The sequence below is a fragment of the Cellulophaga sp. RHA19 genome (assembly GCF_002813425.1).
In the GTDB taxonomy this organism is placed as follows: Bacteria; Bacteroidota; Bacteroidia; order Flavobacteriales; family Flavobacteriaceae; genus Cellulophaga.
Genome location: NZ_PHUL01000001.1, coordinates 393,143 through 405,867, shown reverse-complemented (window position 1 = coordinate 405,867; position 12,725 = coordinate 393,143). Strand labels below are relative to the sequence as shown.

Here is a 12,725-nt window from a genome sequence, read left to right as displayed (position 1 = left end):
GTTTATTTTTTTGGTCTATTTCCTTGCCATCCTTTATTAAACTTTGTCATTAGTTTTTTTACTAGTTTTGGTTTAATATTGGCAATATTTGTGGTTTCTAACGGATCATTATCATGATCATATAATTCTATAAAAAGAGGTTGTTTCTGTGGGTTGTCTCTATTTTTCCATACAATAAATCGATGCTTTTTTGTGCGCATTGCATATCCCATAAGTTTATTTTCAAACAAGTCTCTATCCCAATTTTCTTTTTGCTGGTTAATTATTCTGTCTTCAACATCTTTAATTAGCGGCCCAAAAAAAGTTTCTTTCATTGCGGGTCTTAATGGGTATGCTCCCCATTCTCTTAATGCAGGAGTAGGAAACTGACTAAAAGCAGCAGATTTCCATTTTTGTGCAGGGTTGTTTATTAGTGGTTTAAAACTATACCCTTCTACATAATTTGGCACTGGTATATTTGCGTAGTCGCATAGGGTAGGGTAAATGTCTACCAACTCTACTAAAGCATTGGTTTTTTTACCTTTATTTTTGCTAGGCATATCTGGTGTCCAAATAATTAAAGGAACTCTAGTTGCAATTTCATAATTTGTGGCTTTGCCCCAAATTCCCATATCTCCTAAATGGTAGCCATGATCACTCCAAAGAATAATAATGGTGTTTTCTCTTAAACCTTCTTTCTCTAGCTCAGTTATTATTTTTCCTATTTGAGCATCTACATAGCTTACACAAGCTAAATATGCGTGCTTTAATTTAAGAGCTTGCTCGCTACTAATTTCTTCTTTTTTTGGTATGCCGCTTCTAGTTCTTAACTCAAAAGAAGCGTGTAAGCCCATTTCTGCACCTTGTTTTGGTCCTTGTTTTTCTAATGCTAATTTAATTTTGTCTGGGCTGTATAAGTCCCAGTATTTTTTTGGAGATGTCCAGTTTAAATGTGGCTTGTTAAATCCTAATCCAAGAAAAAAGGGGGTATTGCTTTTAGCGCTCATTTCTTTCATAGTTGCAATGGCTAATTCGGTATTGTATCCATCTAAATATTCATTGTCTTCTACATCTGCATTTTCATAAGCCGGACCCATTGCCAATCCGTATTTGGCTACTTCACCATATTTGGCAATCATTTTAGTTCTTTGTTCTTTTCTATTTTTATTATTTTCTTCTAAAGCAAAACCGCCAGGTCTTTTAATGTTTTTTACAAGCATACTATCTATTGCAGGTTGTCTGCTCCATGACAATTCATCATCTAAATCTCCATGATGAAAAATTTTACCACAATACACAGTTTCATAACCGTTATTTTTAAATTGCTGTGGTAGAGTAACTACATCCGGATTTACGTCTCTAAACTTTATGTAGTTATGATAAACACCACTTGTCTCTGGCCGTATGCCTGTAAGCAAACTTGCTCTAGATGGTCCGCAGATTGCTTGTTGGCAATATGCATTGTTAAACAATAAACCTTCGCTTGCTAGTTTGTCTATATTTGGAGTAATGGCAATGTTAGATCCGTAACAACCCAATTCTGGTCTTAAATCATCTATTGCAATAAAAAGTATATTAGTTTTTTTTTGAGAATAACAGCTAATTGTTATCAAAATAAAACAGATTATTTTAATTAATTTTTTCATTCTAAATTGAGTTGGTGAGTCTTCTCAAATCTAGAACAAACTCTTATAAAAGGACTAAAAAATCACCTTACAAAAACTTAACATTACTATTTTACTGTCTTTTTTTACTTAACTTTAAAAAAGGTTATTAATTATTTAAAATGTGTTTAAGTTTATGTTTTACAGGGGGTTATTGCGCTTAAATATTGTTATTATTTTTTTTGTATTACTTAATGCGTCGCTTATAAGCACCTTACAGGCGCAACAATTTCATGCATTTAAGGTAGATGTTAAAAAGCGTGCTGTTTATTATAACAGTAGTGTAACTGATATTAAAAAAGAGTATGATGCTGCTTTAAAAAATAAAGACTCTTCTAAAGCAATTAATAGGTTGCTAAATTTATGTTTTTTAGAGCGTGTTAATCTTAATTATAGTGATGCTTTTAGGTACGGAGGTGATGCTTTATTAATGGCAGAAGAAATAAAAGATACTCTTTTAATGGCCAAATCAAATGAAGAATTAGGATACTTAAATTACCTTTTTAAGCAAGATGATTTAGCGGGAGATAACTTTAAAAAAGCAAATACTTTTTATAGAATTTCTTTTTATAAAAATAAAATTCAGCTTTCTGATATGTATAGTGCTAATTATAATTTAGCCTTGTATTATCAGCGAAAATCTAACACAAAAATGCTAGAAAAATATATTGCTAATTGTGAAGAGATTGCTGTTAAGACAAAAATAAACCCAATTTATAAGGCTTATTTAAATGAGAAAAAAGCATCTATATTAGAAAAGAATAATAACTTAAATGAAGCCTTAAAATTATTAATAAGCTCTGAAAAAATTATTGATGAAAGTCCGGCATCTATACACAAGAGTTTTTTAATTGTGCTTTACGCAAGACTAGGAAAAATTTACAGAAAGAAAAACAATCTAGAATTAGCAAAACAGTATTATGAAAAAGCACTAGTTATAAAAGACATTGAGGGGGAATTAACTTTTTATATGAGCTATGTGTATGCAAAATATGCAAGTATATTATATAAACTTAAAGATTATAAAAATTCATATATTAATTTACGTAAAGCTAATGATATTAATGATGAGTATCTTAACCCTAGGAACGATAGCAATCAGGGTTTTTTAACAATTCATGATCATTACAATGTTCAACTAAACGAAAAGAATAAAATACTAAACCAACAAAAATTAGAGTTGGCTAGCCAGACACAAGAAATATTGCGTTTTAGAATCTTGTTTTTTGTAATTGTGTTTTTATTAATAATAGCAGCATTAGTAATTAGGTCTAGGGTACGGTTTTTAAAACACCAGAAAAAACAGCAGGACTCTAATGAGCAGATTGCAATTAAAAATAGTGAGTTAATGATTAATACGTTACAATTAATAGAACGTGAAAAAGTAATAAAAGAACTAAGTGATTATATAGAAAAAGAAAACACAACTACTAAAGCACCAGCAATTTTAAAATTGATAAGAAAACGTTCTGTTACACTTTGGGAGTCTTTTAATAATAGATTTTTAGCTCAGAATGAAGGCTTTTATGAGCGTTTAAAACATAAAGTTCCAGATTTAAGTTCTGCAGATTTAAAAGTGTGTGCCTTAATTAAGTTAAATTTTAGTGGAAAAGAAATGGCTTATTTACTAGGCATTTCTATTGGTAGTGTGCACGTAGCAAGGCATAGGTTACGTAAAAAAATGAAGATAGACAGGGATGTAAATTTGGTTAATTATATAAACTCTATTTAAATTACTGTATAAAACAAAAGAGTCGTACTGTATGTACGACTCTTTATAGTTTACAAATAAACTAACTCAAACAATTGAGAACTAAACTAACTTTTATATTAATATCCAAAGTTTTGTGACATTGTTGGTGCCTTTTCTACTTCAGATGCTGGTAGTGGCAAGTAATAATGTTGTGTTAACCATGGTCTTTCTACTACTGTTACTTCTTGGCTTGTTTCTGTGCCGTCTGTTGCTTTTGTCCACTGTAGTCCTTTTACATCAAAACCTAAGTGGTCTTCATTCATCCATCTTCTTTCATCAAAAAAGTTGTGACCTTCAAAACAAAGTTCTATACGTCTTTCTCTTTTTATGGATTCTAATAAATCATTTCCTGTTGCAGTTATTGCTGGCTGTAATGCCCTGCTAGAAACTTTGTTTAAATAAGTTGTAGCAACACCTTCATTACCCAAATGGTATTGTGCCTCTGCATAGTTTAAATATACCTCTGCTAGTCTGTATAAAATGTATGGGCGTTCTGGAGATATACCAGTTAAGCCATCAATCATACCTTCTTCATTTAATGTACCAACACTTTCATCTTGAAACTTTCTAATATTGTATCCTGTTTTAGAAGAGTGTTGTTTGTTTCCTAATCCTTCAGGTGAATCTAACCCATGAGGGTTTGCAGTTACGTCTTCTGATAAAAAATATTGTACTTTACGACCTCTAAATTCTGCACCGTTGTAATTAAGGTCTGCATAGTATCTCATTTCTCTACCATCATTAGGATTATTAGGATCAAAACCAGCATCATTAGTTGTGGTACCATCTGCCATATTAAATTGCAAAGCAAAGTTATGTGTTGGTGCGGCTAATGCCCAGCCACTATATCCGCTAGGAGAAAAAGTCTGGTCTGGAAGCGAATTGGTATCGGTACCAAAATCGTAATAAAGTGCACTGTATGGTCTAGCAAATAGAATATCGTTATTTGGTGATAAAAATAAGTTCTGATATTCTTTTGCATTTGCTACGGCAATTAAATCTCTAGCGCCAACAATATCTATTATTGCTTTTGCGGCGTCTGCAGCATCTTGCCATTTGTTAGGTTTTGTGTAAACATAAAGTGGATCGTTACTAGGTGCAAATGCAGGGTCATGTAATTTACTAGCTGCATATAATAATGTTCTAGATTTTACAGCTAAAGCTGCTAATTTGGTAGCTCTACCAAATTCTCCACCAGGTCTTGTTTCAGGTAAAACTGTTGCAACATCATTTAGTTCACTTACAATAAAATCTACGCACTCCTCATAACTGTTACGTGTTAATGCAAAATCATCATCTAAACCTAAAGCATTTTCTAAAATTGGTACTCCGCCATAAAAACGAATTAACTTACTGTAGATATTAGCACGTAAAAAACGCATTTCGGCTTTTAAAAGAGTTACTGTTTCTGGGTCTTTTTCCATAGCAGCACTATCATCTACTTTGTCTAAAAACTCATTAGCTAAACGCACATAATCCCAATAATTATCCCATTTTCCGTTTAGCATACCAACAGTACCAGGCGTCATACCTGCTCTTAATCTAAACTGGTCTAATAGTTTAAAGTTAAAAATAGCCTCGTAAGAACCTACTTCTAAATTAAATCTACGTCCCCACCATTGTCTTTTGTTTACTCCCCAGCTTTCTGTACTGTTGTAAACAGTGTATACTAGTCTTTCTAGCTGTTCTGGATCATTGTATATTAGATCTTCTGCAAAAGCATCTCTAGCTTCTACATCTAATACATCATTACAACTAGATAAGCTAAATACGGCAATTGTCAATAACGCGTATATTAATTTTAAATTTTTCATATCTGTATTTTTTTATATTAGAAACTAAAGTTTACACCTAACGTATATGTTTTTAAAGATGGGTATGTACTACCTATAAAGTTGTTGTAACCTGCTGCCTCTGGATCTAAGCCAAGCTTGTAAACATCAGAAAACATTGTAAATAAGTTTAAGCCTTTAGCAAATATTTTAATGTCACAAAATTTAATTTTGTCTTTAGGTATGGTGTAGCCAACTTCTATTTCTTTAAGTCTTAAGAAAGATGCATCTTCTAAGTATAAATCTGCTCCTTGAAAATTAGCAGAATTACCACTTTGGTTTCCGCTAAAACTATCACTTTGCCCAAAAGCTCTTGGGTATTTAGAGTCTCTGTTTGTTGGTGTCCATCTTTGGTTAAATACATATTCTGGTTTTGCTCCAGCCTGATCAAAAAACACTAACATTTTAGCTTCTGCTTGCCCTTGAAAAAGGAAGCTCATGTCAAAATTTTTGTATTTAAATCCTCCAAATACGCCATATTGTATTTGTGGTATGTTAGAGCTAAAATCTCTTACTCTATCATTAGCGTCTATTTTTCCGTTGCCATCTGTATCTAAATAAATAGGCTCACCTTCTACAGTACCATTAAGTTTAACATCTGTAGCGTCTACTTGTGCTTGGTCTCTAAAAATACCAGCAGTTGGGTATGTAATATAAGAGTCTATAGAGTATCCTTCTCTTTTTCTCCATTCTGGTACGTCTTCAGCTTCTGCTAAGTAAACAACTTCATTTTTTGCTTTGGTAACATTACCACCAATATTATAGCTAAAGTTATCTGTTACTTGCTGGCTCCAACCAAGTTCTAGTTCCCATCCAAAGTTATCTACTTTACCAATATTTTCTGCAGGTAAAGTTAAACCTGCTGCATCTGGTATAGCAGCTGCTCTTGTAACCAATATGTCTTCTCTGTTTTGATAGAAATAATTAAAATCACCTGTTAGCTTACTGTCAAACATAGAGAAAGCCAAGCCAATATTTTTCATATAAGCTGTTTCCCATGTAATGTTAGGGTTTGGTACATTGTCTGGTGTGTAACCATTGTAGCTAACACCAGGAGCTCCAAATACATAAAAATTTGGGTTAGCAGTATTAGTTGGTCCTCCATAATCAAAACGTGTTAAGTATTGGAAAGCTCCAATACGATCGTTACCCATTTTTGCCCAAGATCCTCTTAGTCTTAAATCTGTTAACCAATCTGCATTGTCTAAAAAAGATTCTTTGTTAATTGCCCATGATGCTGCAACACCAGGGAAGGTACCATATCTTTTGCCAGGTCCAAAGTTACTAGAACCGTCATGGCGAATTGTAAAGTCTACAAAATATTTCTTTTTGTAATCGTAAGAGAAAGCCCCAAAGTAATTGACTCTTCCCCATTCTTGAGATGTTCCATATGATTGTTGCCCATCATCACTACCAGCAAATAATTCTGTGTGCTCTTTTGTTGGAAAACCTTGACGTTGAGCCCAAAACTGTCTTTGTTCAGATTGTGCTTGCTCATAACCTACAAAGGTGCTTATAGAATGGTTTTCTCCTAGCTTTTTCTTATAGTATAATGTTGCATTTGCTTGTACTTCATCAAATTTCCAAAAACCTTCTCTAAGTATTCTTTCTCCACCTCTTTGAGATTTACCAGTAGATGGTACATATTCTCCTGTGTCTCCTTGGTAAGTGTATACAGTCCATGGTGTGTACCATGATTTCTGATCGTTATTTTGTCTGCGTATACCAACAAAGGTTTTAAACGTTAATCCTGGAGTTATTTTTTTTAAGTCCCAATCTAAAGAAAAACGTCCACGTAAAGTATTGTCTATTCTTTTTAAAAAGCCAGACTCGTTACTAGACATTACATATGGGTTAGCTCCGTTTTCGCCACCCCAACCAGGTAAACCATTTGGGTAAATGCCAACTTCTGTAGGCTCGTTAGTATAAATATGCTTGTAAATAAAACCTGCATCTACACCAGGTTCTTGTGTGTTTCCAAATCTTCCAGAAATATCTACACCTAATTTAATATCATCTGTAATTTTAATATCTAAGTTAGAGCGTACTTGGTTTTGTCTAAATTTTAAATCGCCAGATTTAAATAAACCTACTTGCTTTATAAAGTCACCACTAACAAAATATTTTACATTTTCACTACCACCAGAAATAGAGATTGAGTTTCTAGACTCTGGAGATGTTTTAGCAAAAGTTAAATCGCTCCAATCTGTACTTGGAAAATTTATAGGATCTGTTCCTGCTGCGTAATTGTCTATTTGTTCTTGTGTAAAACGAGGAGCTTGTCCTAACCTATCTGTAATTTCATTTTCATAAATTGCATATTGTTCTGACGACATAAGATCTGGTCTTACAGAAAATGATGATAAGTTATATGATGATGAAATGTTAATTCTTGGTTTTCCAGATTTACCTCTTTTAGTAGTTACTAAAATTACACCGTTTGCTGCTCTTGCACCATAAATTGCTGCAGCACCATCTTTAAGTATTGTAATAGATGCTACATCTTGTGGAGCTAATTGAGAAAAAGACCCTGATACTACACCATCTATTAATATTAAGGGTGAGTTATTGTTTAAGGTAGATTTACCTCTAATTAATAAAGATACGTCTCCTGTAGATCCAGGATAACCACCTCTATCATTCACAATTAAACCAGACACTTTACCTGCTAAAGATTTGGCTAAATCTTTATTAGATGTTTTTTCTATATCTTCACTTTTAATAGCACTAACAGAGCCAGTAACTTCTCCTTTTTTTCTTGTTGTATATCCTAAAACAACTACTTCTTCTAGGTTTTCAGCATCTGTTTCCATTTTTAAATTAATGGTAGATTTACTGCCTACAGTTACTTCTTGTGTTTTGTAGCCAATATATGTAAATACTAAAACAGTATCATTGCCATCTACTGTTATACTGTAATTACCATCAAAATCTGTTGTTGTTCCGTTAGTTGTTCCTTTTACAACAATACTAACACCAAGCATTGGTCCCATATCATCAGATACGCTACCTGTAATTGTTTTTTCTTGTGTGTTTAAAGTTGTACTGTCATTAGCGCTAGCTTGTAATGGTATTGCTAATGAACTAAATAAAATAAGTTGCAATAAAAACAACTTATTAAATAAGGAAAAGTAATTTCTACTTTGTTCATTTTTTGGTTTTTTCATAATTCTGAGTTGTTACGTTAGGAGTTTTTTAGTTACATAGTGTTTTGTATGCTAAGCATTAAATACTTGAACATTAATACGTGGTTTTTGTAGTTCATTTTCTTTAAGATGAATTGCATTTATTCTTTTACAAAGAAAAAGTGTTATTGAAAAAAATGCGGACATCATAAAAATTAGTTTCATATCCCAAAAGAAACGTAAAAAACAGGGTGTCTATTTATCAATTTTACCTTTCGATAACATTATTTTAACCTTTTTGATTAAAAAGGGCTTATTTTAAGGTAAGGAGATGTAAATAGGGGTAAATGACCCTTGATTGTAGTTGTTTTAAGGTCTAAATGGCTTGTTAGTAGGTAATAAGATGAGGTGTAAAAAAACTCCTTACTGTATTTAATAAGGAGTTTAGTGTATTGTAATTTTAATAGCTAGTTATTTAGGAATAAGAAATGTGTTATTAAAAGTAGCCATTGTGCTGTCTTTCCACATTTCTTGCAAATACGTAGGGTCAAACCAAAGTGGTTCTGTATGTGTTTTACTCCATTTTTCTGCATCACTAACAAGTGAGTTTAATATGTCTGGGTGTTTTGTACTTAAGTCATTTTCTTCTCCAATGTCTTCTGTTATTTTAAAAAGCTTCCAAGGTTGTTTGCTAACTTTTAGTGCTTTCCATTCGTCTTTTCTTGCAGATACATCTGTGTAGCCTTCTCTGTGGCGCATAGCAAATAAAGTTTCTTTTTTATGTAGATCTTTATTAGTTAATATAGATTCCCAAGCATTTTTTCCGTCTAAAATTTTATTGTTGGGAATCCTTGCTTTTGCTAAATGAGCCAAGGTAGGGTAGAGGTCTAAACTGTTAATTGGAAAATTATTTTTTTCTCCTTTGGCAATGTGTTTTGGCCAATACATAAACATTGGTACGCGGTAACCACCTTCCCAAGTATCTCCTTTTCTTCCGTGTAATGGAAAATTGGTTGCGCCATGGTCTGTATTTCCGCCGTTATCACTTAAAAATATAATTAAAGTATTTTTTAATTGATTTGTTTCTTTTAATGTGTTTACAATGGCGCCAACTCCTCTGTCTACAGCATAGACCATTGCCGCATAGGTTTTTCTGTCTTTGTCTTTTATATCTAAAAATATTTTTAAATCTTCTTCTTTGGCTTCAAGCGGTACGTGTGGTGCGTTGTAGGCTAAATATAAAAAGAAGGGTTTCTCTTTATTTGAAGCCTCTTTAATAAAACGAGAAGCTTCTCTAGAAAAGGCATCGGTTAAATATTCTGTTTCTTTAACTTCTTTGCCATTGTGTTCTAAAGGCAGTATGTAATCTCTAATTATTTTTTTGTTGGCCTTCTTTTGTTTTTCATATTTAGGACGGTATTCTTCAGGAAAGTAGTTATGTCCTCCACCTAAAAAACCATAAAAATCTGTAAAACCTCTTTGGTTGGGATGAAACTCTTGTGTTGCTCCTAAATGCCATTTTCCAATAGCTCCTGTGTAATAGCCAGATTCTTGTAGTGTTTTTGCTATAAATTGCTCGTTAGTAGAAATACCTTTGCCCAAAGATTCTCCGTTAGCAGGTAAATTAAACTGTGAGCCAATTGTATGCGGATACCTACCTGTTAACAATGCTGCTCTACTTGGGCCACAAAACGGATGTGCAACATAAGCCGAGGTAAACATTGTGCCATTACTAGCTAATTTATCTAACTCAGGAGTTTTAATATCTGTACTGCCATTAAAACCAACATCAGAATAGCCTAAATCATCACAAAGCACAAGTAAAATATTGGGTTGCTTTGTGTTTGTGTCAACTTTTGGAGTTATTTGCGCTACTTTTTTTGGTTTATTAGTACAGCTTAATACCAACAATGATGCTGCAAAAAAAATAGTTTTAGAGTTTTTAAGTAAAATCATAATTAAGATTAGTTAAGTTGTGCTAAGTTTCCTTTCCAACCTTTATTAAATTGAGCTAATAACTTAGTTACTAGTTCAGGGTTTTCTTTCGCAATATTTATAGTTTCTGTTGGGTCTTTTATATGATCGTATAATTCTATAAAAATAGGCTCAGCATTTTTGTTAGTATAATCTTTCCATACTATAAATCTGTAGTTTTTTGTGCGCATAGAGTAGCCCATTAATTTATTTTCAAATAGGTCTCTATTCCATTTATCTCCTTGCTGTTTTTTAATTTTAGCCTCTACTTCTTCTATTAAAGGACCAAAAGAAGTTTCTTTCATTCCTTTAGACAGCGGGTTTGCAGCCCATTCTCTTAATGCGGGCGTAGGAAACTGACTAAAAACGGCTGTTTTCCAGTCTTGTTTAGGGTTGGTTAAAAGAGGTTTAAAACTCTGTCCTTCTACAGTGTTAGGTACTGCAACATCTACCAAGTCGCAAAGAGTAGGGTACATATCTACAAGTTCTACTAGGGCATCTGTTTTTGTACCTCTAATATTTTTAGACATACTAGGAGCAGAGATAATTAAAGGTACCCTAGTGGCAATTTCATAATTAGTTGCTTTTCCCCAAATGCCCATATCTCCTAAATGCCAACCGTGATCACTCCATAAAATAATAATGGTATTATCTCTTTGTCCAGATTCATCTAACGCTTTTAACATACGTCCAATTTGTGCATCTATGTAACTAACGCAAGCCAAATATGCATGCTTTAATTTTATAGCTTGCTCGTCACTAATACCACCTTTTTTAGGAATATCGGCTCTTGCTCTTAATTCAAATGATGCGTGTAAACCCATAGTTGCACCGTCTTTTGGAGCATTTTTTTGTGCAGCTAACTTTATATCATCTTCATTGTATAAATCCCAATATTTTTTTGGAGCTTGCCAATCTAAATGTGGCTTTTTCATTCCTAAACCTAAAAAAAATGGTTTGTCTGGGTTTTTACGCAGCATATCTTTTAATGTAGCAATTGCTAAGTCTGTGTTATAACCGTCTTCATATGTATTATCAGGGTAGTCTGCAAATTCATAAGCAGGACCTTTTCCTAGTCCATTACGCAATGCATTTTTGCCATATTTAGCAATCATAGCTGCGCTATTTTCTTTTTGCATTTTTATATTTTCGGGTAATTTAAAGCCAAATTTTGGCTTTTTTTCACCGCTCAATACGCTATGCGGTACTGGTTTTCTGCTCCATGATAACTTAGGATCATTATATTTTCCGTGAAAAATTTTACCAGTATGCACTGTCTCATATCCATTAGCCCATAGTTGTTGGGGTAGTGTTACTATATCTGGATTGGCATCTCTAAAATAGGTAAAGTTTTCTATTACATTAATGCTTTCTGGTCTGGCTCCTGTCATTAAACTAGCTCTAGACGGACTACAAATAGCTTCTTGACAATAGGCATTGTTAAATTGTAAGCCTGTATTTGCCAAGGCATCTATGTTTGGACTTTGTGCAATTTTAGAGCCATACGTACCAAGTTCTGGGCGTAAATCATCAATAGCAATAAATAAAATGTTGGGCTTTTGCTTTACTTGCTTTTTGTTTTCTTTTTGAGATTGACAACTACTAATAATAAAAAGTAGAAGTATTATTGGTGCGTATTTCATTATTTGCTTCAGAAAAGTTAATATTTGATACTATCAAAAGAACTTAAAAGTAGCAATTTAATATGCTTATAATTTATCTATAGCATACACTATTTTACCTTTTTTATGTTCTTTGTAAGTGCTTTAGGGTGTATGTTTAGTTTTTAGAGGTAATAAAAGCTTTGTTGCTATAAATTAGTATCTTTTATCTGTGTTAAAATAAAGTGTTAATACAGTCTTTACGCTGCATTGTTCTACTTATTTTTGTGTAAATTTAAAACATAGACATCTTTACAAAACTAAATATTAAGATTTATGACCAAGCTAAAAATTAATGGAGAAATACATACTATAGATGTAGATCCGGATATGCCTTTGTTGTGGGCAATAAGAGATATTATAGGTTTTACTGGAACCAAATTTGGTTGCGGTAAAGGTTTTTGTGGTGCTTGTATGGTTTTAATGGACGGCAATGCTGTAAATTCTTGTCAATTACCTGTTTCTGCGGTGGGAGAAAATGAATTAATTACAGTAGAGGGGCAAACAGAAAACCTTCAGTTATTACAAAAGTCTTGGGCAGAACATAATGTACCACAATGTGGATTTTGCCAATCTGGACAATTAATAACTGCAACTGCTTTGTTAAATGGTAATAGCAACCCGTCTGATGAAGATATTAATAATGCAATGGTGCGTAACATATGTAGATGTGGTACATATCCGCGTATAAAAAAGGCAATAAACCATTCTGTTGAATTAAAAAACAAAGGCTAGTT

The 12,725-nt window shown here is 33.0% G+C and carries 7 protein-coding genes; 2 read left to right on the top strand and 5 right to left on the bottom strand.

Annotation, left to right across the window (positions count from 1 at the left end; translation table 11 throughout):
- Nucleotides 1–2 precede the first annotated feature (2 nt).
- Nucleotides 3–1,625, bottom strand: coding sequence for a sulfatase (locus tag AX016_RS01750; protein WP_100893966.1), 1,623 nt, complete (start codon nt 1,623–1,625; stop codon nt 3–5).
- Between the two features lie 172 nt (nt 1,626–1,797).
- On the opposite strand from AX016_RS01750, the gene AX016_RS01745 reads away from it, so the two are divergent.
- Entirely contained in the window at nt 1,798–3,375 is a 1,578-nt protein-coding gene (locus tag AX016_RS01745; RefSeq protein ID WP_157811055.1) for a tetratricopeptide repeat protein, read from the top strand.
- A 98-nt stretch (nt 3,376–3,473) separates the two neighbouring features.
- On the opposite strand, the gene AX016_RS01740 is transcribed toward AX016_RS01745, so the two are convergent.
- The 4 genes from AX016_RS01740 to AX016_RS01725 form a co-directional block, all read right to left on the bottom strand.
- On the bottom strand, nt 3,474–5,210 hold the full coding sequence (locus tag AX016_RS01740; protein WP_100893964.1) for a RagB/SusD family nutrient uptake outer membrane protein: 1,737 nt from the start codon (nt 5,208–5,210) through the stop codon (nt 3,474–3,476).
- A gap of 17 nt (nt 5,211–5,227) precedes the next feature.
- The gene (locus AX016_RS01735; protein WP_100893963.1) at nt 5,228–8,395 is read right to left on the bottom strand and encodes a SusC/RagA family TonB-linked outer membrane protein; all 3,168 of its coding nucleotides are present in this window, start codon (nt 8,393–8,395) and stop codon (nt 5,228–5,230) included.
- Nucleotides 8,396–8,824: 429 nt separating this feature from the next.
- The gene (locus tag AX016_RS01730; protein WP_100893962.1) at nt 8,825–10,309 is read right to left on the bottom strand and encodes a sulfatase-like hydrolase/transferase; all 1,485 of its coding nucleotides are present in this window, start codon (nt 10,307–10,309) and stop codon (nt 8,825–8,827) included.
- Between the two features lie 8 nt (nt 10,310–10,317).
- Entirely contained in the window at nt 10,318–11,970 is a 1,653-nt protein-coding gene (locus AX016_RS01725) for a sulfatase (RefSeq protein ID WP_100893961.1), read from the bottom strand.
- A gap of 294 nt (nt 11,971–12,264) precedes the next feature.
- On the opposite strand from AX016_RS01725, the gene AX016_RS01720 reads away from it, so the two are divergent.
- Nucleotides 12,265–12,723, top strand: a complete 459-nt coding sequence (locus tag AX016_RS01720; RefSeq protein ID WP_100893960.1) for a (2Fe-2S)-binding protein — start codon at nt 12,265–12,267, stop codon at nt 12,721–12,723.
- Nucleotides 12,724–12,725 lie beyond the last annotated feature (2 nt).